A 23,793-nucleotide genomic window follows, 5' to 3' on the forward strand; every position below is an offset into this window, starting at 1 on the left:
CGTACCTGATCCTCAATTATGGCTCCGGGTTTAAAATCATCAACGTTAGAACTTCTAAAGCGCTTCAATCGGGCGTTTCCGCAGTTTTATGAGCAATTTGTTAGCAGTGAGATTCAATTGCAAAATCTCAAATTGGCCTACAATGTTTATAAAACTACACAAGCGGTGATTGAGATTAAGCCAGAAGGGAGCAGAAGCGCCCTACACTTCGCCTATCGCAATCAATCATTTTTGTTGAGCGATATTTTTGGAGTTCTGGCTGCCTATGGGTTAACCATCCATAATCTTAGTTTGTATGGACAAATCTACCCGCCGATGCTGGTATTCATTAAGCTGGTGGTATCGAGGGGTGGTAAGGCACTCACAGAAAAAACGTCAGATAACGTTTGTCGTGCGATTAGAGAAGCATTGGCGGGGCATTTTGAGGTAGAAGAAATGCTGGCCGTCGAGTTTAACCTGGATGCGGGTTTAGAGGATGTAGCTACGGAGTTTTATGTTGACCCGGTGTTCCACCTACCAGCTTTGTTAATTGAAGCAGATAACCAGCCGGGATTATTCTATAAGGTGATGTATGCCATCTGGCAGGAAGACCTGTTGGTGGTCAATGCTAACTTGCTGGTCTGGCGGGGTCGCACTCGTCTGATTCTGTATCTTCTTGGCCCCAATGAGAGCTTGATCCCAGAATATTTGGGTCAGAAAATTGCTGAGGGTATCCGACAAAGGTTGATGGGTCAGCGTTTTTGAACAAAAAGAGCGACGCACTCGGTTCACGTCCCCACAGGCAGGTGGGGGTCAAGTATCGGTGGGGTCTTAGTCATCCTTTTGGCTCGACAGGACACAGCGTCACGATGTTATATAGCACAAGACAGGAAAGTTAGGACGTATAATGGAGAGGACGAGATGACTAAGAAGACCAAAAATGCCAGCCCCCTATAGTTACGACCTCAGACAAAAAGTTATTGATGCAATTGAACTAGACGGTATGCCCAAAACAGAAGCCAGTCAAGTTTTCCATGTCAGCCGGAACACCATTAATCTCTGGCTGCAAAGAAAAGCACAGACCGGAGACTTCCTCCCTAAACCTAATCACCCACCTGGCAATAACCACAAAATTACCGACTTGCAAAAATTCAAGGCTTTTGCCCAAGAGCATGGCGACAAAACAGCAGCTCAAATGGCTGAACTTTGGGATGACGACATCTCTCCTCGCACCATATCCAGAGCCTTGAAGAAAATTGGCTTCACCAGAAAAAAAAACTTACGGCTACCAAGAACGTTGGAAGCAACAGCGAGAGGAGTTTATTGCTCAGATTGAACATATGGAGTCACAAGAAGTGGTCTACCTCGATGAAGCCGGCATGAATAGTCAGGACTCGGATTACCCTTATGGTTAGTGCGAAGAAGGAAAACGCTTCCATGCCCTCAAATCAGGGAAGAGGCAGGGCAGGGTGAGCTATATAGCCGCATGGTGTCATCCTAAGTACAGGACAAAAGTTGTAGAGCCTGGTGAAACCGCCCTGAAAACAAAGGCAGATTAGAGAAAGTGCGGCGTAGAAAATCCAAGCCAGTGCGGAAAAGACTCTGGGAACATCGTCCGTGAGCCTTCAAAGGAATGGGTGAACCTTGGTGAATCCACAAACCCACCTTCATAGCCCAAGTAAAAGCCAGGCTAAGCAAAGCCAATAAACGGCTCAAGCGCTCAGGGTCCTTAAAGTGAGTCGATTCGAGACAGAAGCCCCGAGTCTTCAAGGCTCCGAAGAGGTTTTCAATACCCCAACGCCGAGCATAGTCGGGGAGGGCCGTTTCGGGGCAAGCGTTAGTGATGAGAATCAACAACTCCCCCGAATCAGCCAGACGAGAGCCAATGACGTAAACCTGCCGTCCCCAAACCCAACGGCGACCCGAAAGCTGGCGAAATTCTCCGGGTCGCAGAGAATCAAACATTCGTTCGCCACTACGCCGAGTTCCTCCTAACTTAGGACTAATCAGCTCGCTGTGGCGGATGCGTAGGCGGAAAGGAACCTCGGGGTCGATGAGAAGATACGAGAGCCAATCTCGCCCCACAAATTCCCGGTCAGCGGTCAGACAAGCCACCTCCACGTCAGGAAATAGTGCCTCGAAGCGGTCGAATAAGTCCATGCGTTCGCCACTGTTGCTATTGCCCTTTTTGTCAAGCATCGTCCACAGCAGGGGAAAGGCAATCCCCTCGTGGACGACTGCCAACATCAAGATGTTGAAATGGGTTTGACCGAAAGACCAACAGGTGCGGTCGAGACTAAGAGTCCAAGGTTGGGGAATGTCAATGAGGCTAACGACGAAACGGGCAATCTCTGCCCGGTCAAATTTGAATTGCCGAAAAAAACGTTGTAATCGCTGGTAATTTGAGGAAATTTGCACAGGATTTGCGAATACAGTCGCTATTTCCATCAGATTAACCGTCTTTGTTTGGAATAGCGCCATCAGGAACAGGCAGACAAAGTTTAATCTCGCCCCGTGCCAGGGCAAGTGAGGGCGCAAAGTGTCTCGTAATCGGTTAAGCTCGTTCATGAGAGGGAAGTTTGGTTTGTGGTAATTCCGATGTAACCCTCTCACCCCAACTTGGCGCTACCCCCCCACCCCTCGACTTTCACCTCAGCCCGGAGCGCCCCCTTCAGAATTTTCGGCTAGATTCCCTTTTGGCTAAGACTTTCAGCTTTTTTGTCCTGTACTGAGGGTGTCATCAACAACTCTTAGTCCCCTTTAGCTTTGAGGGTTGTTGTAATCGGACAGTGTTTGAGTTGTGGTTGGAGTTCATCTTAATTCCAACACTGAAGCCAGGTCAGACTCTAGTGCTAGACAATGCAACGTTTCATAAAGGGGGACGGATTCCTGAGCTAGTGGAGGCGGCTCAATGCCGTTTGCTCTATCTATAGCACAAGACAGAACACTTAGGACGTATAATGGAGAGGACGAGATGACTAAGAAGACCAAAAATGCCAGCCCCCTATAGTTACGACCTCAGACAAAAAGTTATTGATGCCATTGAACTAGACGGTATGCCCAAAACAGAAGCCAGTCAAGTTTTCCATGTCAGCAGGAACACCATTAATCTCTGGCTGCAAAGAAAAGCACAGACCGGAGACTTCCTCCCTAAACCTCATCACCGACCTGGCAATAACCACAAAATTACCGACTGGCAAAAATTCAAGGCTTTTGCCCAAGAGCATGGCGACAAAACAGCAGCTCAAATGGCTGAACTTTGGGATGACGACATCTCTCCTCGCACCATATCCAGAGCCTTGAAGAAAATTGGCTTCACCAGAAAAAAAAACTTACGGCTACCAAGAACGTGATGAGCAACAGCGAGAGGAGTTTATGGCTCAGATTGAACAGATGGAGCCGGAAGAAGTGGTCTACCTCGATGAAGCCGGCATGAATAGTCAGGACTCGGATTACCCTTATGGTTACTGCGAGGAAGGAAAACGCTTCCATGCACTCAAATCAGGGAAGAGGCAGGGCAGGGTAAGTATGATAGCCGCATGGTGTCATCAACAACTCTTAGCTCCCTTTAGCTTTGAGGGTTGTTGTAATCGGACAGTGTTTGAGTTGTGGTTGGAGTTCATCTTAATTCCAACATTGAAGCCAGGTCAGACTCTAGTATTGGACAATGCAACGTTTCATAAAGGGGGACGGATTGCTGAACTGGTGGAGGCAGCTCAATGCCGTTTACTCTATCTACCACCTTATTCGCCAGACCTCAACAAGATAGAGAAATGTTGGTCGTGGCTGAAAGCCCGTATTCGCCACTGCATTGAGCAGTTTGATTCTCTCCATGATGCCATGGATTCCGTTCTCAAAGCTGCGTTATAACCACCTTGACTAATGCTATAGCTCCGAAAGTTGAGGTCATAAAGCAGGGGGTTGTAGCCCTGTTCCCAATGACAAAGGGGTATCCACATCACGAGCCGTATGAGGTGAAAGTCTCAAGTACGGTTTGGAATTGGAGTTGGGGAAGGCGACTTCCCTTTCGACCATAACAAAATGCTCTTACCGTGAACCATGATTACCTACTGTCCAAAATTCATTGTCCAAGCAGCCTGAAAAGAGACTTGAAACAATGGTTAAAAGCGGGTGTGCTAGATAACGGCGTATTCGAGGATACAGAAGCTAGGACTCCACTTGGAGGGGTAATAAGTCCAATACTCGCCAACATCGCACTGGATGGTATGAGTAGGGGTCGAGAATGGAGTCGCCTCCATCCCCTCCCATTCAGAACCGTGCGTGAAAGTTTCCCCTCACACGGCTCCTAGTTTGACTGCTCCATTGTTAAGGACACAGCGTTGGCGTTGTCTAGTGCCGTTTTATCATCGTGACAGTGGTGGTGCAGTAATTGAAGATTCTTGTATTCATCCTTTCCACCTAGGCTTCGAGGTACAATGTGGTCTACTTCAATTAGGTCTGATGGGGTAATGTATTGCCCGCACCAGGCGCACTTGCCTTTTTGCTTTTTGAGTAGTTTTGCTACCCTGTTTGGCGTGTCGATTGCTTGTCCTTTCCTGGTTGCCCAGTAAGTCCAATTTCCGTCGTATGGTGTTGCGTCAGGGCGTATTATGGTATGTCTGACCAATGGAGTCCAGTTATGTTGCCATAATGTGAGTCCATCCTTAGTCTTGAATAACCAGGATTCATGTCTTTCTTTCCCATTGCTAAGTTTAACCGTTCCTTTATGGAAGTAGTTTCCTAGCTTTTCGTAACTTGCCTTTCCGCATCTTGAAATTGTCCATGCCCGTAACATTAACCAGACTATGCTATCCAGTTTATTAAAGGTTTCTGTTGAAACTACTGCTGAATAGTAGTTTGACCATCCCCTTATGATTGGGTTTAGTTTACCAATCAGGGCAGATTGAGGTGCTGTTTTATGTTGTTGAATTACACCTTTTATCACTTCTGTATGGGCTGTAACTGCTTTATTACTGGGTTTTATATAGGTTTTGTGACCGATTAATCGGCTGTTTCCTCCACCTGTTTTTCCAGATTTATACTTTCCTACTGGATATTGCCTGATATTAAAACCTAGAAAGTCGAACCCTGGTTCTTCTGTTTTGCCATTATACTCGATAGGATTGAGTGTGTGGCAGATTCGGGTCTTTTCAGGTTTTATTTCTAGTCCTACAGATTTTAACCATTCAGAAATAGCAGTTTTGCACTGTTCAATGATTCCTAAGTCTTTGGATATGACCACAAAATCATCGGCGTATCTTATTAGGTTGACCTGGGTGGTTGTCCCTTTATTTGGATACATTTCCTTAACTAACCTTTCCATTCTATCCAGTGCGATGTTGGCTAGGAGTGGACTTATTACCCCTCCTTGAGGTGTCCCTGAGTCTGTATCCTCGAATACACCGTTATCTAGCACGCCAGCTTTAAGCAACTGTTTCAGGTCTTTCTTTAGGCTGCTTGGACAATGAATTTTGGACAGTAGGTAATCATGGTTTATTCGGTCGAAACACTTTGCTATATCAGCATCCAACACATAATAACTACTATGTTTGATACATAGATAGATTCGTGCTATTGCGTCATGGGCTGACCGTCCAGGTCTAAACCCATAGCTTGTTCCTTCAAATCTTGATTCCCATTCGGGCTCAAGTGCCGACTTCACCAAGGCTTGCCTGGCTCTATCTTGGATTGTGGGTATTCCTAGAGGGCGTTTTTCATCCCTACCAGGTTTTGGAATCCACACCCGTCGCAGTGGTTTTGCTTTGAGGTTTCCCTTAATATTCTCAACAAGTTCAAACCTTTGTCTTGATGAGATTGCTCTCATTCCATCGACTCCAGCCATTTTCTTGCCTTGATTATCTTGGAGGGCGGGTTTATTAAGCTGACTGTTGGGAAGCATGGCTGACCGTGGAACCCGCCCCTACAGTCGCACTGCTAAGAGTCGAGCATAATATGACTTCACCAATAGACGTTGCAACTTTCTAGCCTTTGCATCCTGTCCCGATTTAGCTGCTTGAAATATCCTCTTTTGGAGCTTGAAAACTTTCCTCTGAACTTTTGCCCAGGGAATTTGTTTCCATCCGAACGCACGTCTTGATTAACTTCGATTTCTCAAAGCCTTTCTTTAAACTCGCTTTCGTCATAGTAACTCCTACTAGACTCTATTCTTTACAATCAAACCGTGACCTGTTAGCATATCCCTACCATTACAGTTGGGCGTTGGCTTCTGGTCACATCTCACATCCTCTAAGACTTGCGGTTACACTTATTCCTACTGATATCTCGACCAGATAATCAGAGTCTAGGAGGACTTAAAACGTTCCATTTATATGGGCATTCCATCTTTAGACTTGTCCTCTCCACCGGGGTACTTTTAAAGGTCTGTGTAGGTAGAACTACTAGCCTCCTACTTTTCCCCTTGCTCTTTTGAACGCAGCGTATCAACCTGTTTCGCTACTCAATTTTTACGATGGTTCAAGCCGGACATTCAGTCTCCTTAATCATGGATGGTTGGCAGTGGTCGCCTCTGGTAGTAGGTTCTACTTCACGCCTTCCGTTCCCCGCTTCAGTCCCAGGGTTGTGAATCCTAAAACTGGGGGTGGCTATCGCCGTTACTCTCAACGCAATTGTTAAGGAATCATTAAGATTTCTAATTTAGCGTTTTGACCTTGAGTTCCCTGCCTTGTTTTGTATATTTCTATACCTAACGTTGGGACATATAAACAGTTATGGGATGGTCAGGGTACGAGTCCCTTATATTTCACCAAGGGGTGAAAGTCCCACTAGGAGGTTATTTCAGGCATTGCAGCCTTATTTGACTCCTAAACGTCTCGCACGGTAGGTTAATTGAAACAATCTATCCTAAGAAAAAGAAGGTGGTACAAGCCACAGTAGTGAGATACGCCGATGATTTTGTAGTGATATCACCATCACTAGATATCATTGAACAGTGCAAAACTGCTATTTCCGAATGGCTAAAACCTGTAGGATTAGAAATAAAACCTGAAAAGACCAGAGTGTGTCCTCAGTACAGGACAAAAAAGCTGAAAGTCTTAGCCAAAAGGGAATCTAGCCGAAAATTCTGAAGGGGGCGCTCCGGGCTGAGGTGAAAGTCGAGGGGTGGGGGGGTAGCGCCAAGTTGGGGTGAGAGGGTTACATCGGAATTACCACAAACCAAACTTCCCTCTCATGAACGAGCTTAACCGATTACGAGACACTTTGCGCCCTCACTTGCCCTGGCACGGGGCGAGATTAAACTTTGTCTGCCTGTTCCTGATGGCGCTATTCCAAACAAAGACGGTTAATCTGATGGAAATAGCGACTGTATTCGCAAATCCTGTGCAAATTTCCTCAAATTACCAGCGATTACAACGTTTTTTCGGCAATTCAAATTTGACCGGGCAGAGATTGCCCGTTTCGTCGTTAGCCTCATTGACATTCCCCAACCTTGGACTCTTAGTCTCGACCGCACCTGTTGGTCTTTCGGTCAAACCCATTTCAACATCTTGATGTTGGCAGTCGTCCACGAGGGGATTGCCTTTCCCCTGCTGTGGACGATGCTTGACAAAAAGGGCAATAGCAACAGTGGCGAACGCATGGACTTATTCGACCGCTTCGAGGCACTATTTCCTGACGTGGAGGTGGCTTGTCTGACCGCTGACCGGGAATTTGTGGGGCGAGATTGGCTCTCGTATCTTCTCATCGACCCCGAGGTTCCTTTCCGCCTACGCATCCGCCACAGCGAGCTGATTAGTCCTAAGTTAGGAGGAACTCGGCGTAGCGGCGAACGAATGTTTGATTCTCTGCGACCCGGAGAATTTCGCCAGCTTTCGGGTCGCCGTTGGGTTTGGGGACGGCAGGTTTACGTCATTGGCTCTCGTCTGGCTGATTCGGGGGAGTTGTTGATTCTCATCACTAACGCTTGCCCCGAAACGGCCCTCCCCGACTATGCTCGGCGTTGGGGTATTGAAAACCTCTTCGGAGCCTTGAAGACTCGGGGCTTCTGTCTCGAATCGACTCACTTTAAGGACCCTGAGCGCTTGAGCCGTTTATTGGCTTTGCTTAGCCTGGCTTTTACTTGGGCTATGAAGGTGGGTTTGTGGATTCACCAAGGTTCACCCATTCCTTTGAAGGCTCACGGACGACGCTCCCAGAGTCTTTTCCGCACTGGCTTCGATTTTCTACGCCGCACTTTCTCTAATCTGCCTTTGTTTTCAGGGCGGTTTCACCAGGCTCTACAACTTTTGTCCTGTACTTAGGAGTGTGTCATACACTTAACCCCATACAATGTGAGGGTAAAACAGAAGAGCCAGGCTTTGATTTTTTAGGATTCAACATCAGACAATACCCGGTAGGAAAATACAAAACTGGAAAAACAGGTGGGACAGCAAGCCGATTAATCGGACACAAAACCCATATAAAACCCAGCAACAAAGCAGTTCAAGCTCATACAGAAGTGATTAAGGGTGTAATCAAACAACATAAAACTGCACCCCAGTCAGCCCTGATAAGCAGACTAAACCCAATAATACGGGGATGGTCAAATTACTACTCAGGAGTCGTCTCAGTCGAAACCTTCAACAAGCTAGACCATACAATCTGGCAGATGTTACGGGCATGGACAGTATCAAGATGCGGAAAGGCAAGTCATGAAAAACTGAGGAATTATAGCATTAGTCAAGGTGGTTAGGACGCAGCTTTGAGAACGGAATCCATGGCATCATGGAGAGAATCAAACTGCTCACGTGCAGTGGCGAATACGGGCTTTCAGCCACGACCAACATTTCTCTATCTTGTTGAGGTCTGGCGAATAAGGCGGAAGATAGAGTAAACGGCATTGAGCTGCCTCCACCAGTTCAGCAATCCGTCCCCCTTTATGAAACGTTGCATTGTCCAATACTAGAGTCTGACCTGGCTTCAATGTTGGAATTAAGATGAACTCCAACCACAACTCAAACACTGTCCGATTACAACAACCCTCAAAGCTAAAGGGAGCTAAGAGTTGTTGATGACACCATGCGGCTATCATACTTACCCTGCCCTGCCTCTTCCCTGATTTGAGTGCATGGAAGCGTTTTCCTTCCTCGCAGTAACCATAAGGGTAATCCGAGTCCTGACTATTCATGCCGGCTTCATCGAGGTAGACCACTTCTTCCGGCTCCATCTGTTCAATCTGAGCCATAAACTCCTCTCGCTGTTGCTCATCACGTTCTTGGTAGCCGTAAGTTTTTTTTTCTGGTGAAGCCAATTTTCTTCAAGGCTCTGGATATGGTGCGAGGAGAGATGTCGTCATCCCAAAGTTCAGCCATTTGAGCTGCTGTTTTGTCGCCATGCTCTTGGGCAAAAGCCTTGAATTTTTCCCAGTCGGTAATTTTGTGGTTATTGCCAGGTCGGTGATGAGGTTTAGGGAGGAAGTCTCCGGTCTGTGCTTTTCTTTGCAGCCAGAGATTAATGGTGTTCCTGCTGACATGGAAAACTTGACTGGCTTCTGTTTTGGGCATACCGTCTAGTTCAATGGCATCAATAACTTTTTGTCTGAGGTCGTAACTATAGGGGGCTGGCATTTTTGGTCTTCTTAGTCATCTCGTCCTCTCCATTATACGTCCTAAGTGTTCTGTCTTGTGCTATACTTTAGACCCGGAACGGTCAAGCTCAGTAATGGGAAAGAAAGGCATGAAACTTGGTTATTCCAAACCGAGGACGGTCATCAGTTGTGGAAACATAACTACACGCCGATTGTCAGACATACCCTAGTGCGCCCCGAAGCAACACTTTATGACGGAAATTGGACTTACTGGGCAACCAGAAAAGGACAAGCAATCGACACGCCAGCAAAGGTAGCCAAACTACTCAAAAAGCAAAAAGGCAGGTGTACCTGGTGTGGGCAATACTTTACCCCATCAGACCTAGTTGAAGTAGACCACATTGTAGCTCGAAGCCACGGTGGAAAGGATGAATACAAGAATCTTCAGCTACTGCACCGCCACTGCCACGATGATAAGACGGCGTTAGATAACGCCAACGCTGTGTCCATAACAATGGAACAATCAGACTAGGAGCCGTATGAGGGGAAACTCTCACGTGCGGTTCTGAATGGGAGGGGGAGATGGTGACATCTCTCTCGACCCCTAATTATGTCAATTATAGGGGAATCATCTGCTTAGTACGCAAGTTTTTAGCTGGTGACGGATTCAGAGTAGGATGTTATCTATGGCAACTATTAAAATCCACAGCGTTGGACACGCCTATGATCTGACGGAGCCAATAGATGGGTCCAATGTTGTTGTATTTATTCATGGCTGGCTGCTGAGTCGTCGGTATTGGCAACCTGTAATCGATCGCCTAAAACCTCAGTATCAGTGCTTATGCTATGACTTGCGAGGGTTTGGCGATTCTCAGTTAGCCAGTCGCCATCCATATTCTTGTGACTATGCTCCGGCTTCTTATGCTCAGGATTTAGGGATATTACTCGAGGAGTTAAATATCTCTAAGGCTTGGCTTGTGGGACATTCTTTAGGGGGGACGATCGCACTATTAGCGGCACAGCAATTGAGTGATCGCATTGCGGGGGTGGTTTGCGTGAATGCTGGTGGTGGTATTTACCTAAAAGAGGAATTTGAGCGTTTCCGAGTCACAGGGGAACAAATTGTCAAGTTTCGTCCGCGATGGCTTTGTTGCCTACCTCTAATTGATTTGCTGTTTACCAGGGCGCAAGTCGCTAGTCCGGTTTCTAGGGAATGGGGCCGCCAGCGATTAATTGATTTTGTGATGGCGGACCCAGAGGCGGCCTTAGGTGCTTTATTGGATTCGACTACGGAGACAGAAGTGCATCGCCTCCCCCAAGTGGTGGCTCAATTACAGCAGCCTGTGTATTTTTTGGCAGGAATGTGCGATCAGATCATGGAACCTCAATATGTTCGCCACCTGGCTAGTTTTCATCATCTGTTTCGCAGTGGCTATCAAAATGTGATTGAACTTGCTAATTGTGGACATTTAGCCATGATCGAACAGCCTGAGCAAGTGGTTGGTCACTTACGGGATATTCTGGCTCAACATGGCTCAACACAAGTGCAGCCCCATAATCACTAAATCCCGTTTGACTCCATCAATGACAGCTATCTGTGGGAGATAACCCCATTGTTGAAAGCCAAAACTGTCAAAGAGTTTCAGGCTGGGTTGGTTATGGGCAAAAATTAGAGCCAGTAGAGTTTCACAGCCAAACTTTGGCCCTTCTTCTATGGCTTGATAGAGTAGTTTTTTGCCAATTCCCTGTCCCTGATAGTCGGTGTGGATGTAGATACTCAGTTCGGCACTGGCATCATAGGCGGCTCGCTTCTTGAAAGCTTGAAAGCTCAACCATCCAATTATGCGATCGCCAATTTCCACCACCCATAGGGGACGTTGGGCTGACTGACATTCCCGATACCAGCCTAACCGACTCTCAACGGAAATTGGCTCTAGGTCAGCCGTGGCGATTTTTTGGGGAACGGCTAAATTGTAAATTTCGATAATTTGGGGTAAATCGTTTTCGAGTGCATCACGAATTTTCAAGTTATTCTCCATAAACTCCCGTACACAGTTTATTGGCAGTTGCTCACTCAGGCTTTGACCACATATTCTGAGTGTGAATATTTGATTCCCAGCAGCTTAAATATAAACTTGAAACAATCATTCAGATATGCCTTTGGCTAGTTTATGGTCTGGTTAGTGCTTTGGTCAGTAATCTTGAGAGCGCGGAAAGGATTTGGGGCTGCCAGTGGTGGTTTCATAATGCGATCGCTTTCTAATATTAGGGGTAACTGTAGAGAAATCGGTATTTTAGACTACCAATTTCTATGGCGGAACCTGTGTCCTTGGCAAATACTGCATTTTCCTGGAGTTAAAGTTGTTTATAGAATTCTAGCTGTTGCTTGGCTAGGGCGTGGTTAGTGTAGCAGGACTGGGCGCGCTCATATCCCCGTTGACCTAGCTCTTGGGTAAGGTCTGGGTTACTGATTAACTTTTCGAGGCAGTCGGCTAGGGCTTCGGGGTTCCCTTCGGGGAAGACTAACCCAGCTTGGTCAATTACATAGGGAATTTCCCCAGAGTCTGAACCAATTAGGGGAACTTGGCAAGCCATAGCTTCGATGAGAACGTGGCCAAATTGTTCTTTCCAACCCACGGAAGTTAGGGTTTTAAATTTGTAGGTAGTTTCTGAGGGTAAAACTAGGGTATTCATGACGTTGATATATTGCCAAACCCGGTCATGGGCAACACTTTCAACGATAATTAGCCTATCTTGAATGCCTAATTCTTGGGCTAGGTCTAAAAGTGGCGATCGCAACTCTCCCCGCCCTAGTAGTAACCATTTCCAAGGGTGATGTTTAACCTGAGCTAATGCTTTAGCTAGGGTGATGAGTCCTTTTTCTTCCACAAACCGACCAACGAACCCTACCACAAACGTATCGGGTTCAATGCCTAGTTCCGCCCTTAATTCTGGTTGGGGTTCCGGTTTAAATAGGGTTTCATCGACTCCTAATTGGGGCATCACCTCCATCGGTCCTTGATATCCATGGTCGCGCAAAATTTCCGCCCCATCCTGGTTTCCTACAATAATACCATCAGTGTTACCTAGGTTATATTGTTCCAGTAGCGACACGGGAAATTTGAGAGTATATGGTAAATTCCACCAGGTAAAAAACACATTTTTAGCGCCTATTCCTAGCAGTTTATTCAGAGTAATAAATTCAGCAAATGTTAAGGCTTTTGCCCCTTGTTCTACTTGGATAATATCAGGCTTAAACGATTGTAACAGAGGAATTAGATCCAGACCAAAAGTGAGCAAACCTTGGTTATTTTGACTGAGGTTAGATATAGGAACCACCTGAAAATTCCCCTCATCCACAGGTTCAGATTTAACCCGCTCACTTTGGACACCGCCAGGGTTCCAAAGACGAGGTACAACCACGATCACCTCAATACCAGGTTCAAGGTTAGCTAAAACCCGCAGTTTCTCCCGGTTGAGGTCAACAATATAAGTGTGACTAGCGACAATAATTTTCATGGCTATCAATTGCCTGTTGTTTGCTAATTAGGTCGAGGGTAAAGGTTAATGATTGATATTGCATATTCCCACGGCTTAAATAAGCCGTAGTTAATCAACAGCTCACCCGTGCTATACCATAAATATAGTTTATCCTAACTGTGGCAAAAAAGCTAATTGAGAGACCAGGAGACACCCAACTAGACCACCAGGTGTTTGGGGAATAATTGTGGCTGTGTTCCCAGGCATTTATTAATCATGCTTGCCAGTTTTTGATAAGTTTTTCATCAAAAGATTGTTATATATTAGATTTCATCTTCATCTAATTCTCCTTCTTCTATGAGTCGTTTAATTTCTTGCTTATCAATTTCTGGTAATTTATAGATAACCCCAGCAAAGTACCAATAATAAACCGCTACCGGGTCAACATCGAGGGGATAATAATAGGTGTTGTAACTAATCACCAAAACAAACACCCAGAAAGAAGCCCCAAAACTGCGGATACTTTTGTCTTTAACGGAACGGTAAGTTTTAAAAGCTGTGAAAGTAATCACAGTTACAAAAAATAGAAAGGCGATAGTCCCTAGAGGTCCAATTTCATAAATGAGTTTAGGATAGTAAGTTTCAATCAATCGAGTTCTGCCAAAAACACGAGCCGAGTTAGTCGCCCGTCCTAGACCATTACCAAAGATTCCCTGTTGTCCACCACTGCTGTGATCAAACTGGTCAGAAATAAAGCCAGTGGGGGGGGAAGCATTCCATCGACTGACAAAACTATCAACTCTTTCCTGAATTACTTCTGGGTTAGTAATCATGACTATACTCAAAAGTAATCCGAGACCTCCAGCAATAGGAATAAAGCGCTTTAGATTAGCAATTTGTCCAGTGAGAACCAGTAGAATAATTGTCACGACTGGCACTAATGCTAAGGCAATACGCTGTCCAGAAATCACAGCATTAACAAATACTAATGCCATGCCAATTAATCCGGTTATACGCCATTTCCCTGATGGATCACTAAAGGCTGTAGCAAAGGTAAAAAATGCGTTAGCAATTAAAAACCAAGCCCACTGCCAAGGAGCGACAAAGGTTCCCGGAAGTCGGATCATATTTTGGGAGGGGCTAAAAACTAAAGAACCGCCTACGAAACACTTATACTCGATGGTTGCTTGAAACAGATCATCCCCTGTCAGATGGTCAGTTCCTTGACAGCGACCACTAGCAAGAAATTGGTATTGTACCATCCCCAAAAGGCAACAGATAATTGCCAGTATTAGAGTCAGGCGAGTGAGAAACAGCAAATCTTTTTTGTCTCTAATGTGGTAGTAGGCACAGGTCATTAGTGGAATATAACCCATAAATACCTTTAAACCCAAAATTCCCATAGCTATGGGTTTATCGCCCGGTCTGGGGTCAAGTTGTTGCAAGCCATTCACACAAATGATGGTGAGAATACAAAAACCCAAAAGAATGAGCAAAGGTTGTTTAATAGCCTTGGGAATAATGATAGGGAGTCCTTTACTTTTCCAGTCTTTATACATAGAAGCTAAGGCTGGAAAATAAAAGCCATCTTTGGCAAGCTGAAATATGACATTTCCGCCCCCAATCCAGTAAGTAATAGTTCCAGAGAAGGGCATATAGATTAGGAAACCCCACAGACCATGGCGGGGGTATTTATAGCACAGAACCAAGACTAATATGCCACCACCACCAGCAATGGCGAGTTTTTCATCTTTGACGAAAAACAGAGCCACCCCAACGATCGCACCAACAATTAGAGTGGGAATTACAGTGCCTAGAACAGCTTTAACGTCTTTAGCAAACTGGCGCTGTTTAGCTTTAAGTTGGGCTTTAGTTAGGGTCGGCTTTTTCTGCTGTTGTTTGGAGTTTTTTTTCCGGGACTTCTTTTTTTTAGATTTAGTCTTAGATGCCATTTTGGGTTCAATTCTAAGTTGGGCAGTAACTAGGCATTTGTAACTTGCTCCCCGACTAAAAACCGCCTTGGTTGGTCACGCTAATCCAAATTATATACCAACAACTAGGGGACTGCCGAATCTGATCCGCCCTGTTATCCCCATCATGAGGAGAGATTAGGCAATTAAGTATTGTTGCACCACTCCCACTAAGCGATCGCACCAATATTGCACCAGATTAGGGTTAGCCGCTTCTACCATAACTCTGATCAGCGGTTCAGTACCAGAAGCGCGCACCAGTATGCGACCTTGATCCCCCATATCAGCTTCAGCATTAGCGATCGCATTTTGTAGAGGTTCGCAGTTTTTCCAATTACGGCGGCTGTCCGGGTTCTCAACTCTGACATTTCGTAACAGTTGAGGATAGGTGAGGAAACTATCATCCACCAGTTGGTTGAGCGATTTTTGCGATCGCTTCACTAAAGCTGCTAGGTGTAATGCTGTCAGTAGACCATCTCCTGTGATGCTGTAGTGATGACAAAGGATATGGCCCGACTGTTCACCCCCCAACATAGATCCCGTGCGCTTCATTTCGCTGTGGACGTGCTGATCTCCCACCGGGGTGCGGATCATTTTTCCTCCCAGTTTTTCCCAGGCTCTCTCAAATCCCAAGTTTGCCATAACCGTAGAAATAATCAAATCCTGGGGCAGTTGCTCCGCGTTTCTGAGGGTCTGACCCCAGAAGTATAGGATATAGTCCCCGTCAACGGTACGACCCTGGCTATCGACCGCTAACACCCGATCTGCGTCCCCATCAAAAGCAAATCCTAAATCCGCTTGATGTTCTACAACCGCTTGGCGGAGTAGGTCCAGGTGCGTAGACCCACAGTTAACATTAATTTTGTGACCGTCGGGAGACTCATGTAAACAAATTACTTCCGCCCCCATTTCTCTAAATACTTGGGGGGCAATATTTACCGCCGCACCCCAAGCCAGATCCAACACAACCCGCATTCCCTGTAGGTTAGTAGTTGGTAGCAGGGGACCATATAGCGAATCAGCATAATTCTGGATTAATTCCGGTCTGTAGTAATGTTGTCCACACGACTCAGAATAAACCGGGAACGCTTCCGCCCCGCGTAGGGCTGCTTCTATTTGCTTCTGGAGGTCGCTGGAGAGTTTTGTGCCGTCTGCGCCAAAAAATTTGATTCCGTTATCTTCTGGGGGGTTGTGGCTGGCGGATATCATCACCCCGCCCATAGCTTTACAGGTTTGGGTGAGGTAGGCTACTCCCGGAGTAGGACAAACTCCTAAATTCCATACTTCTAGTCCGGCTGCCGTTAACCCCGATGATAAGGCCATCGCTAACATATTACCCGAAATCCGGGTATCTTGTGCCAGGATGACTGGCCCTAGATTTTCCTGTTGCTGGCGGAGAATTTGTCCGGCCCAAAAGCCTACCTGTAGCGCCAGTGGCGCGTTGAGAAGTTCTCCGACTCGCCCGCGAATGCCGTCTGTACCAAATAGGGGACTGCTAGGAAGTTCCCCCCCAAATGCGGGACGGGTTTTGGCGGGGTTGACTGCATTTGCTACTGGGCGGGATAGTTTGATGTTCTGGGAAGGGACTGGTGTTGATACCATGTTATTCACTCCTCTCGATGTTCACACACTCACAGAGGAGGATAGCACGTCCGGAACTGAGGAACCTTGATCTACAATTCAAGTCTTGAGTTGATGTCTGGGAGCGTATCAGGATATTTTAAGTTTTGCGATCGCCTTTCATTAGCACTCAGCTAATCATTATGGCCATGACCTAGCTAGACGTAGTTAGGGGTTATTTGGTTCCTAGATTTAAGGGTCAACTGATAGGATTGATAGGATTTTATGTTATTCTCAATCCCTTGACAGCCTCTGGGGTCGAGACTGATACTGAGAGCATATTCAATTCATCATTCGGGGAAAAGTTAAGTTTAATGTTCAAAATTAATCAAGGGCGATCGCTGATTATTTATCCGGCTATATTAGTTGTGATTATCGCTCTAGCCGGAATAGTTTGTTATTATCCTATTATTAACTCATTTTTTCTGTCAGATGATTTAGTTTTAATTGCCATCTTTCAACAGGTCGGACCTTGGGGATTGTGGGTCAATCAACAACATGGTCAATCCTTGTTTTTTCGTCCGGTTCTGAGTTTAATCAGTTTCCTAGATTATCAAATTTGGGGGAATTCTCCCCTCGGTTATCATTTAACTAATTTGGGATTCCATCTCAGCAATGCTTTAGCAGTAGGTTGGATTGCTAGTTTATTAGTTCGGAATTTTCCCATTCGTCGCCACTATAAAATAGTTTTACCCTATATTTCCGGGTTTGTATTTTTACTACTTCCTAGTCACACCGAAGCAGTTTCCTGGATTTCCGCGCGCACAGATGTCATCTCTAGCTTTTTTGGGTTTGTCGCTTTTATCGCTTATTTAATCGGCAGAAATTCCCGATATAAATATCCTTATATATTATCCCTGCTGCTATTTTTTATGGCAGTGTTATCCAAGGAATCTCTCGTCACCTTTCCTGGGTTGATTATTTTGTTTGAAATTTACCATTATTTTACCCATAAACAAGATGGTAAATTGTGGAAAAAAAGACTAGGCTTAATTATTCCATATTTGGCAGTTTTGGCGGTTTATTTTATCTGGAGAGTTATCAAAATTGGTACACTGGTAGGGGGATACGGCGAGGATATTCATTTAAGGTTTGATTTCGCTCATATTGCCCAAAATTTGATTATCTACCCAACGAGAACTTTTCTTCCCCCTATTTTTAACTCTAGTTTTAGTCTGTGGTTATCGATTTTTTGGCTAATTGTTCTCCTGTCCTTGGCTTGTACTTCTTTACTGTTTAAAAGCCGCACTCCCGACCCAAGTATCCCGCCTTTACTGCTGTTTTTAGCAGGTAGTTTTTTTGTCGCGGTTTTACCTGCTATTAATGTGTTTGTGTCAATTACAGATACCCAAGGGGAAAGATACCTCTATTTCGGTTCTGGGTTTGCGTCAATTTATCTAGCCGTAGTCCTAGCGTGTTTGTGTATGAATATCCGGCTGATTTTGGTGGTTTCCTCAATTTTACTGTTGATTTTTGGGTTAACTGTTCAATCTTTGAACCAAAATTGGCGGGTGGCTGGTTCCATTTCTCAAAATATTCTTTTGGGAATGTTACAAGATCACCCTAATCTCCCCGCTATTATTACTGCTATTCCTGATAATTATCGGGGTGCTTATATTTATCGGACCGGTTTAATACAGGGTTTGTATCTATTTGGGGGAGGTGAAAAATATGCGATCGCATTTAATCGCGAACCCGGTGACGGACCCTTTGAAAGGGTACAATTTACCACCAATAACATTCAGACAGTCATGCACCATAATTTACGGGAATTGGACGATACAATTTTAATTAGACAAGATACCCCAGAGATTTATCAATTCAACTTGTCTAACCCGGAAACTTCCTTTTTACCCTGGCCGAAAAATTCCTTAAAAACTCTTGATTACGAAGTGATTAAGTTTGCACCCACCCAATATCAGCTACTCTTAAAAAATCCAGATTTGGCTGACCATCTAATTTTCTATTCCGACGGGAGGTTAACCGCTTCTCCCTATTAACTTGACTGCTAGGTGTCAGCACAACCCCTCATCGAGAATTGACACAGTAGAGACAAGACCAACCCTGTCTCTACTTATCGACTAATCAAAGCACCACCGAATCATTGCTGATGTCTGATAGGTGATAGAGGAGTGTTTATAGTTTAGTGCCACACTCAGGACAGAAATTGTTACTCGCGACATTTTTCGCGCCACAATTACTGCAATAGATTAACTCAACCGCTTTTTCTAACTGGCGGCGTTCCGGTAATCCTATCATCTGAGCATTACTCCTTCCTGGTGCTACCATAGGATAACAATTTTCATCCTTGGTAACATGAACATCCATCAGCACAGGACCCTCATAAGCCAACATTTCCGCTAGTGCTTGGTGTAATTCGTCACGACTCTTAACGACCATGCCTTTTACGCCATAAGAACGTGCTAACATTTCAAAATCTGGCATTCCGATTTCCATGTTAGAAGCCGAATAACGCTCACCATAAAAGGCTTGTTGCCACTGGCGGACCATACCCTGCCAACCGTTATTAATAATTACGGTCTTGACATTTATGCCATATTGTGCTACTGTTCCGAGTTCTTGGATGTTCATTTGCACACTGGCATCCCCAGCAATACAAATCACCTCGCGATCGCTCAAAGCCACTTTAGCTCCCATAGCCGACGGGATACCATAGCCCATAGTTCCTAACCCAGCGCTAGATATCCACTGACGGGGGCCATTTTTCAAAAATTGAGCCGCCCACATTTGGTGCTGACCCACATCCGTGGTATAGTACGCATCCGGTGCCATTTTTCCTAATTCTGCGATCACCTCTTGGGGAGAGAGGCTATCAGAATAAGAGGGAACCACCAGAGGATAATCTTCCCGCCAACGGTTAATCCGCTCTAACCACGATTGAGTTTGATTATCGTTCCCGACATCTCCAATTTCTCGGCAGCGGCGCAACAGGTCTATCAACACCTGGCGAACATCTCCGACAATTGGCACTTCCGGGGTCCGGTTTTTACCAACTTCCGCCGGGTCAATGTCAATATGAATCACCTTCGCCCTAGATGCAAATTCATCAAGTTTCCCGGTAACGCGATCGTCAAACCTAGCCCCGACAGCTATGAGCAAATCACATTCACTAACAGCAAAGTTAGCATAGGCTGTTCCGTGCATCCCCAACATTCCCACAGATAGGGGATGCTTTTCATCAAAAGATCCTTTCCCCATTAATGTGGTAGTTACCGGAATCTGAAAAAGCTCTGCCAATTCCGCAATTTCTGCATGGGCTCCGGCCGAAATCGCCCCACCACCGACATACATCAGGGGACGTTCTGCTTCTTCTATAAGTTTAATGGCTTGGTTGATTTGGCGAACATTGCCTTTAACCGTGGGACGATAGCCAGGTAGAGAAACCTCTCCTGGATTAACGGGAATATAGTCAAATTCTTCCAAACCTACGTCTTTGGGAACGTCTATGAGTACCGGACCGGGACGGCCTGTGCTGGCAATATGGAAGGCTTCTGCGACAATGCGAGCCATGTCACCCGGTTCACGAACCACATAGGAATGTTTGACTATCGGTAGGGTAATGCCGAAAATATCTGTTTCCTGGAAGGCATCCGTACCAATGGCGGGGCGCGCTACCTGTCCGGTAATGATTACCATTGGTATAGAGTCCATGTGGGCGGTGGCAATGCCAGTCACTAGGTTAGTGGCTCCTGGTCCTGATGTACCAAAGCACACTCCCACTCGTCCGGTAGCTCTGGCATACCCATCCGCCGCGTGGGATGCCCCCTGTTCATGGCGAACTAGGATATGCTGTATATCGCCCTCGGCTTCGGCTCGATACAGTTCATCATAAATGGGGAGAATGGCTCCACCAGGATAGCCAAAAATGTGCTGTACGCCATGACGTTTAAGACTATCAATGAGCGCAAACGCACCTGTTGCACGCTTGGCAGCAATTTTAGTTTGAAGTTGCACGATCGCTCCTCTAATTTAACTATATTGTTGAGTTAAAACCTCTATTTTAGATAAGGATTTTGTTTAAGGGGACTGGACGGTTAGGGTTTTAACAAGATTTTACATTGTTCAGCCACCACTATTAAGCCTAACGGTTGGCTCCGATAGGGTTAGGGGGTCGAGGCTTTCCTGCAATTGTATCACGATTTACCAATTGCGGGGCTTTGATAGTGATATCAAATGGTTTGGGCTATGTATGGCTGAATAAATCGGGGTCGAATGTCTACTCCCTGGGGAGATTTGCATCGAACTGGTAGTATCTTAGATAGCTGGTGAGCTGATCTCAAACAAAGTTCGACCGATTGCCTGGAAGACCTGATCAGCAGGCAGTAAACCCAACTGCCAAGTGTAGGATTGTCAAACAGTAAGCGTTAGGAGTGAAAGCCTTGAAAAAGATAGAAGCCATTATTCGGCCATTTAAACTTGATGAAGTCAAGATTGCCCTGGTCAATGCTGGCATTGTTGGAATGACGGTTTCGGAAGTTCGCGGGTTTGGCCGCCAGAAGGGTCAGACTGAGCGTTATCGGGGTTCGGAATATACAGTTGAGTTCCTACAAAAACTCAAGGTGGAAATTGTGGTCGAAGATGAGCACGTTGATATGGTTGTAGAGAAAATCGTATCGGCCTCTCGTACAGGTGAAATTGGAGACGGTAAAATATTTGTCTCTCCAGTTGAGCAAATTATTCGTATCCGCACAGGAGAAAAGAACCTAGAAGCAATTTAAACGCTTTCCGCGATTATTCCCCGCCATGAAGCCTCTCCCACCTGGGGAAGTAGTGGTGGGAGTTTCTTATCCACGCCTTGAGACGATCGCTATGTCGATCAGTGGCCGGGTTGACTATCCCTTGAGAAGGGCACTCAGTTGGGGAAGTAATAGGTCAAAGGCTTTTCCTCGGTGGGAGATTTTTCGCTTGAGTTCTGGAGACATTTCGGCAAAGGTCATTTGCTGCTCAGGAACATAAAAAATGGGGTCGTAGCCAAAGCCTCCTTGACCTTGGGGGGTTTGGGCAATCACTCCTGGACATATTCCTTGGACTTGTTGGACAATAGAACCATCAGGACGAGATATGGCGATCGCACAAATAAATTGAGCGCTACGGTCGGCCGCGGTTTCCAGTTCTTTGAGTAATTTACTAATGCGATCGCTATCGGTGGACGCATACCGGGCTGAATATACTCCTGGCATTCCCCCTAGGGCATCTACGGCTAGTCCTGAATCATCTGCGATCGCCCATTCTCCCGTCGCCTTTGCCACTTCACTGGCTTTTAGGCAGGCATTCTCCAAAAATGTCTTTCCGGTCTCTTCAACCTCCAAATTATCCGGCTTAAGCTGCAATTTGACATCGATACCACCTAGATAAGCCTGCATTTCATTTAACTTACCAGGGTTTCCGGTTGCCACTACTAATAGTTTGGTCATATCATGCACCTGAAATCTGCTTGATTAGCATAAATCACCCCAGACGGTTAATATATATTGATAATTAATTTCTGAGGTGCTGAGGGGTTTAATTGTTTTGTCTACGGAAATTGACAATTCAACAACTATAACTACTGTTATCTGTCCAGGATTTCACCCGCCCCATTTTACGGCTCAGTTTTTGGATAGATTGGGAGTAGACTGGGGGGATAATGGGCTGTTGGTGTTTCCGGCTGATCTATCTTCCCCTCTCTCACCGCGAGCCCTGGGGGAGTTTTTACAGGCTAATCTTGGCGCGCGCCATAGCACACCATTGATATTTATTGGTTTTAGTGCGGGTGTGGTGGCTGCTATGGTAGGCGCTTACAGATGGCAACAATCAGGGGGTCAGGTGAGGGGATTAATTGCGATCGATGGTTGGGGTGTTGGTCGGGTCGGGAATTTTCCCTTTTACCGTATCAGTCACGATCGCTTTACTCACTGGAGTTCTGGGCTATTAGGTGCGGGTGATGGTGGTTTCTATGCTGACCCGCCTGTAGAACATTTGGACTTGTGGCGATTTCCTCACCAGACCTGGGGCTGGTGGCTGGAAACTGGGTTAGTTGGCTTAAAAACAGCTTCTCCTATGATGGCATCTGAGGCAATATTTGCTATATTAAAAAAACTTGGCAAATTACCAAATTGATAGCTTGATGATTAATTTAACTCAGCAGACCGAGAGTTCTTATATTACTATTAATGGCGTAGAACACTATTATCAATGGGTGGGAACTCCCTACCATGGGGAAACTTATAAGCCGGTTATGGTGTTTATTCATGGTTGGGGTGGGTCGGGTCGCTATTGGGAAAGTACCGCTATGGCTTTGGGCGATCGCTTTCATTGTTTACTTTATGATATGCGCGGTTTTGGTCGGTCTAATCGCCCGGCTGTAAATGATAGCGATCGAGGTTATGAATTAACCGAATATGCTCAGGATTTAGCCGCGCTTTTACAGGCTTTAAATATTCCCAAAGTCTATATTAACGCTCACTCTATGGGGGCTTCCGTCGCTGCCATTTTTATGAATCTTTATCCGTCCATGGTAGTTCGGGCTATCTTAACCTGTAGTGGTATTTTTGAATATGATGAAAAATCTTTTACTACTTTCCATAAATTCAGTCGCTATGTAGTCATGTTTCGCCCTAAATGGATGGCACAACTACCTTTAATTCATCAAATATTTATGGCGAGATTTCTGCATCGTCCCCTACCTAGTCAGGTCAGCCGAGAATTTTTAGAGGATTTCTTATTAGCAGATTTTGCCGCCGCCTATGGTACTGTTTTAACATCCGTGAGCAAAGAAGCTACCCAATGGTTTCCCGAAGAATTTAAAAAGTTAACAGTTCCTACCCTCTTGGTAGCTGGGGAATATGACCAAATTATCCCTATGGAAATGGCTAAACAAGCGGCTACTCTCAATCCTAACGTTCAGCTTAATATTTTGCCAAATACTGCTCATTTCCCCATGTTAGAAGACTCTATAAATTACATGAAAATAATTCAAGAATTTTTAATTGATAATTAACAATTGTAGGGGCGGGTTCTGCTGTCAATTACATTTCCCCACCAGAATATCAATAAACCCGCCCCCACCCGGTCATTAATTATTAATTATTAATTATTAATTACATTTGAGGAGAGGTTGGCACGATATGCACATAATGGCGTTTTTGTCAATAGGCGGAAAAAAGACGATCGCTTTTCGGGGCAAAACTCGTGCATCGCCAGCTTAAACTTTTGGTGAGA

Annotated in this window: 14 protein-coding genes and 9 pseudogenes; 14 read left to right on the top strand and 9 right to left on the bottom strand. The window is 45.5% G+C overall.

Features of this window, described 5'->3' with window-relative positions; all coding sequences use genetic code 11:
- Nucleotides 1-18 precede the first annotated feature (18 nt).
- Together XZ46_RS21470 and XZ46_RS21475 are read left to right on the top strand one after the other, a co-directional pair.
- Entirely contained in the window at nucleotides 19-744 is a 726-nt protein-coding gene (locus XZ46_RS21470) for a hypothetical protein (protein WP_006616009.1), read from the top strand.
- A gap of 175 nt (nucleotides 745-919) precedes the next feature.
- Nucleotides 920-1,475 (top strand): annotated as a pseudogene (locus XZ46_RS21475) (IS630 transposase-related protein); the annotation flags it as partial.
- Between the two features lies 1 nt (nucleotide 1,476).
- Here the strand turns inward: XZ46_RS21475 and XZ46_RS21480 are convergent.
- Complete coding sequence (locus tag XZ46_RS21480) at nucleotides 1,477-2,547, bottom strand: IS4-like element ISAtsp3 family transposase (protein WP_048895229.1); 1,071 nt, start codon at nucleotides 2,545-2,547, stop codon at nucleotides 1,477-1,479.
- Between the two features lie 167 nt (nucleotides 2,548-2,714).
- Here XZ46_RS21480 and XZ46_RS30725 point away from each other — a divergent pair.
- The 3 genes and pseudogenes from XZ46_RS30725 to XZ46_RS37000 all read left to right on the top strand — a co-directional run.
- A pseudogene (locus XZ46_RS30725) lies at nucleotides 2,715-2,909 on the top strand (transposase); the annotation flags it as partial.
- A gap of 63 nt (nucleotides 2,910-2,972) precedes the next feature.
- Nucleotides 2,973-3,849, top strand: a protein-coding gene (locus tag XZ46_RS33225; protein WP_228116393.1) for an IS630-like element ISAtsp1 family transposase whose coding sequence is annotated in 2 segments (ribosomal slippage) — nucleotides 2,973-3,302 and nucleotides 3,304-3,849 — 876 coding nt in all. Because the reading frame shifts where the segments join, the coding sequence is not laid out codon by codon here.
- A gap of 182 nt (nucleotides 3,850-4,031) precedes the next feature.
- Nucleotides 4,032-4,214, top strand: a pseudogene (locus XZ46_RS37000) (group II intron reverse transcriptase/maturase); the annotation flags it as partial.
- Between the two features lie 71 nt (nucleotides 4,215-4,285).
- On the opposite strand, the pseudogene ltrA reads toward XZ46_RS37000, so the two are convergent.
- A pseudogene (gene ltrA / locus XZ46_RS21495) lies at nucleotides 4,286-6,122 on the bottom strand (group II intron reverse transcriptase/maturase).
- Nucleotides 6,123-6,818: 696 nt separating this feature from the next.
- Between ltrA and XZ46_RS30730 the strand changes: the two are divergent.
- The 3 pseudogenes from XZ46_RS30730 to XZ46_RS21505 form a co-directional block, all read left to right on the top strand.
- A pseudogene (locus XZ46_RS30730) lies at nucleotides 6,819-7,001 on the top strand (reverse transcriptase domain-containing protein); the annotation flags it as partial.
- A 166-nt stretch (nucleotides 7,002-7,167) separates the two neighbouring features.
- Nucleotides 7,168-8,237: pseudogene (locus XZ46_RS21500) on the top strand (IS4-like element ISAtsp3 family transposase).
- A 2-nt stretch (nucleotides 8,238-8,239) separates the two neighbouring features.
- A pseudogene (locus XZ46_RS21505) lies at nucleotides 8,240-8,647 on the top strand (group II intron maturase-specific domain-containing protein); the annotation flags it as partial.
- Between the two features lie 17 nt (nucleotides 8,648-8,664).
- On the opposite strand, the pseudogene XZ46_RS33235 reads toward XZ46_RS21505, so the two are convergent.
- Nucleotides 8,665-9,542 (bottom strand): annotated as a pseudogene (locus XZ46_RS33235) (IS630-like element ISAtsp1 family transposase).
- 63 nt (nucleotides 9,543-9,605) lie between these two features.
- Between XZ46_RS33235 and XZ46_RS21520 the strand changes: the two are divergent.
- Nucleotides 9,606-10,034: pseudogene (locus XZ46_RS21520) on the top strand (HNH endonuclease); the annotation flags it as partial.
- 145 nt (nucleotides 10,035-10,179) lie between these two features.
- Nucleotides 10,180-11,067 carry an alpha/beta fold hydrolase gene (locus XZ46_RS21525; RefSeq protein ID WP_006623757.1) on the top strand — a complete coding sequence of 296 codons (888 nt, stop codon included), beginning with the start codon at nucleotides 10,180-10,182 and terminating at the stop codon, nucleotides 11,065-11,067.
- Here the strand turns inward: XZ46_RS21525 and XZ46_RS21530 are convergent.
- The 4 genes from XZ46_RS21530 to glmM all read right to left on the bottom strand — a co-directional run bounded on the left by XZ46_RS21530 (nucleotide 11,038) and on the right by glmM (nucleotide 16,554).
- On the bottom strand, nucleotides 11,038-11,541 hold the full coding sequence (locus tag XZ46_RS21530) for a GNAT family N-acetyltransferase (protein WP_006623756.1): 504 nt from the start codon (nucleotides 11,539-11,541) through the stop codon (nucleotides 11,038-11,040). The two genes, XZ46_RS21525 and XZ46_RS21530, sit on opposite strands and share 30 nt — an antisense overlap.
- Before the next feature lie 316 nt (nucleotides 11,542-11,857).
- On the bottom strand, nucleotides 11,858-13,021 hold the full coding sequence (gene hpsO / locus XZ46_RS21535; protein WP_006668521.1) for a hormogonium polysaccharide biosynthesis glycosyltransferase HpsO: 1,164 nt from the start codon (nucleotides 13,019-13,021) through the stop codon (nucleotides 11,858-11,860).
- 284 nt (nucleotides 13,022-13,305) lie between these two features.
- Nucleotides 13,306-14,934 carry a hormogonium polysaccharide biosynthesis protein HpsL gene (hpsL, locus tag XZ46_RS21540; protein ID WP_006623754.1) on the bottom strand — a complete coding sequence of 543 codons (1,629 nt, stop codon included), beginning with the start codon at nucleotides 14,932-14,934 and terminating at the stop codon, nucleotides 13,306-13,308.
- Nucleotides 14,935-15,090: 156 nt separating this feature from the next.
- Entirely contained in the window at nucleotides 15,091-16,554 is a 1,464-nt protein-coding gene (gene glmM / locus XZ46_RS21545; RefSeq protein WP_006668522.1) for a phosphoglucosamine mutase, read from the bottom strand.
- A 332-nt stretch (nucleotides 16,555-16,886) separates the two neighbouring features.
- Here glmM and XZ46_RS21550 point away from each other — a divergent pair, with 332 nt between their 5' ends.
- On the top strand, nucleotides 16,887-18,572 hold the full coding sequence (locus XZ46_RS21550) for a glycosyltransferase family protein (RefSeq protein WP_008053881.1): 1,686 nt from the start codon (nucleotides 16,887-16,889) through the stop codon (nucleotides 18,570-18,572).
- Between the two features lie 136 nt (nucleotides 18,573-18,708).
- On the opposite strand, the gene ilvB is transcribed toward XZ46_RS21550, so the two are convergent.
- On the bottom strand, nucleotides 18,709-20,547 hold the full coding sequence (gene ilvB / locus XZ46_RS21555) for a biosynthetic-type acetolactate synthase large subunit (protein ID WP_008053882.1): 1,839 nt from the start codon (nucleotides 20,545-20,547) through the stop codon (nucleotides 18,709-18,711).
- 425 nt (nucleotides 20,548-20,972) lie between these two features.
- Here ilvB and XZ46_RS21560 point away from each other — a divergent pair, with 425 nt between their 5' ends.
- A complete protein-coding gene (locus XZ46_RS21560) occupies nucleotides 20,973-21,311 on the top strand; it encodes a P-II family nitrogen regulator (RefSeq protein ID WP_006616905.1) in 339 nt (112 codons plus the stop codon).
- A gap of 114 nt (nucleotides 21,312-21,425) precedes the next feature.
- On the opposite strand, the gene rdgB is transcribed toward XZ46_RS21560, so the two are convergent.
- Nucleotides 21,426-22,007: an RdgB/HAM1 family non-canonical purine NTP pyrophosphatase gene (rdgB, locus tag XZ46_RS21565; RefSeq protein WP_006668525.1), complete on the bottom strand. Its 582-nt coding sequence runs from the start codon at nucleotides 22,005-22,007 to the stop codon at nucleotides 21,426-21,428.
- Between the two features lie 97 nt (nucleotides 22,008-22,104).
- On the opposite strand from rdgB, the gene XZ46_RS21570 reads away from it, so the two are divergent.
- Both XZ46_RS21570 and XZ46_RS21575 read left to right on the top strand, forming a co-directional pair.
- Nucleotides 22,105-22,692 (top strand): hypothetical protein, encoded by a 588-nt coding sequence (locus tag XZ46_RS21570; RefSeq protein WP_223064657.1) that lies wholly within the window; start codon nucleotides 22,105-22,107, stop codon nucleotides 22,690-22,692.
- 7 nt (nucleotides 22,693-22,699) lie between these two features.
- Nucleotides 22,700-23,572 carry an alpha/beta fold hydrolase gene (locus tag XZ46_RS21575; protein ID WP_048895233.1) on the top strand — a complete coding sequence of 291 codons (873 nt, stop codon included), beginning with the start codon at nucleotides 22,700-22,702 and terminating at the stop codon, nucleotides 23,570-23,572.
- The last annotated feature ends 221 nt before the right edge of the window (nucleotides 23,573-23,793 follow it).

This window comes from Limnospira indica PCC 8005 (genome assembly GCF_000973065.1).
GTDB lineage: Bacteria > Cyanobacteriota > Cyanobacteriia > Cyanobacteriales > Microcoleaceae > Limnospira > Limnospira fusiformis.

Excerpts from the sequence above, each read along its gene's own strand:
- XZ46_RS21575 (WP_048895233.1), top strand. The coding sequence starts at position 22,700 with ATGATTAATTTAACTCAGCAGACCGAGAGTTCTTATATTACTATTAAT.
- XZ46_RS21525 (WP_006623757.1), top strand. The coding sequence starts at position 10,180 with ATGTTATCTATGGCAACTATTAAAATCCACAGCGTTGGACACGCCTAT.
- glmM (WP_006668522.1), bottom strand. The coding sequence starts at position 16,554 with ATGGTATCAACACCAGTCCCTTCCCAGAACATCAAACTATCCCGCCCA.
- hpsL (WP_006623754.1), bottom strand. The coding sequence starts at position 14,934 with ATGGCATCTAAGACTAAATCTAAAAAAAAGAAGTCCCGGAAAAAAAAC.
- XZ46_RS21530 (WP_006623756.1), bottom strand. The coding sequence starts at position 11,541 with ATGGAGAATAACTTGAAAATTCGTGATGCACTCGAAAACGATTTACCC.
- rdgB (WP_006668525.1), bottom strand. The coding sequence starts at position 22,007 with ATGACCAAACTATTAGTAGTGGCAACCGGAAACCCTGGTAAGTTAAAT.
- XZ46_RS21480 (WP_048895229.1), bottom strand. The coding sequence starts at position 2,547 with ATGAACGAGCTTAACCGATTACGAGACACTTTGCGCCCTCACTTGCCC.
- XZ46_RS21550 (WP_008053881.1), top strand. The coding sequence starts at position 16,887 with ATGTTCAAAATTAATCAAGGGCGATCGCTGATTATTTATCCGGCTATA.
- hpsO (WP_006668521.1), bottom strand. The coding sequence starts at position 13,021 with ATGAAAATTATTGTCGCTAGTCACACTTATATTGTTGACCTCAACCGG.
- XZ46_RS21470 (WP_006616009.1), top strand. The coding sequence starts at position 19 with ATGGCTCCGGGTTTAAAATCATCAACGTTAGAACTTCTAAAGCGCTTC.